This is a genomic window from Cellvibrio mixtus subsp. mixtus J3-8 (assembly GCF_000766945.1).
In the GTDB taxonomy this organism is placed as follows: Bacteria; Pseudomonadota; Gammaproteobacteria; order Pseudomonadales; family Cellvibrionaceae; genus Cellvibrio; species Cellvibrio mixtus_A.
On the sequence record NZ_KN266219.1, the window covers coordinates 8,267 to 9,228 of the forward strand.

Here is a 962-nt window from a genome sequence, read left to right on the forward strand (position 1 = left end):
AAAACGCGGGGCGATGTTTTCCAAATTGCGGCTGGCGCGATTTATGCGAACGTCTACCACGCCACATAACGCCACTATAAATATTCTAGGGCGTGCCGGCCGTATTGCAGCCGAGCATCATTACGGATTGCGCGGCAAGGTAAATAATCATGTTGAATATACCTATCCAGAGCGAAAGCTGTTAGGCTTCTCCCGCGAAGATCGCGAAGCAATCACCAGCATGGTGTTAAATCACTTAAAATAATTTTTCAAAAATAACAACTTGTAATAGCAAGCATTACAAGTTGTAAAAGCTGCTTCTACAAAGTCTGCCTGTCATCATGGATACATGATAGAGCCAGCTGAAATTCTCCGTTTACTTCACAACTTGATACGCCTCGGCACTGTTGCCGAGGTGCAATATCAACCACCTCGCGTGCGCGTAAAAACCGGTGACAACGAAACTGACTGGTTGCACTGGTTAAATTTGCGCGCTGCAACTACTGCCGATTGGGACCCGCCCATTGAGGGCGAACAAGTTATTTTATTTTCTCCTGCGGGTGATCTGGCACAAGCGATTGCCGTTACCGGAATTTATAGCGATCAATTCCCTGCGCCCAGTGATAATAAAAATTTGTGGCTGCGCAAATTTCCCGATGGCTCCACGCTTTCGTATGACCACGCCGAAAACCGCCTTGATATCAATATTAAAGGCGATGCGAATATTCACGTCGAAAAAAATGCAACCGTGAAAATTGATCAAGACTTGACTGCCAAAGTTGGTGGTGCGGCAAAAATCGACGTTGAAATGATCGCTCAAATTACCGCCCCAAAAATCGAGCTAGGCAAAGGTGGGGCTGGTGTAGTGACCGGCAAACATTTGTGTGCCTACACACAAACCCCTCACGCCGATTTTTCAAAAATCGTTACAGCGGAGTAACCCATGAGCGGCATGAATCGCAATCACGGGACTGCGCTGGCTG

At 47.2% G+C, this 962-nt stretch carries 2 protein-coding genes; both read left to right on the forward strand.

What is annotated here, in order from left to right:
• Positions 1 to 244: phage virion morphogenesis protein (locus tag A596_RS23255; RefSeq protein WP_039918823.1), on the forward strand; the 244-nt coding region annotated here is incomplete at its 5' end.
• An 84-nt stretch (positions 245 to 328) separates the two neighbouring features.
• Positions 329 to 919, forward strand: coding sequence for a phage baseplate assembly protein V (locus A596_RS21560; protein ID WP_039918814.1), 591 nt, complete (start codon positions 329 to 331; stop codon positions 917 to 919).
• Positions 920 to 962: the final 43 nt, after the last annotated feature.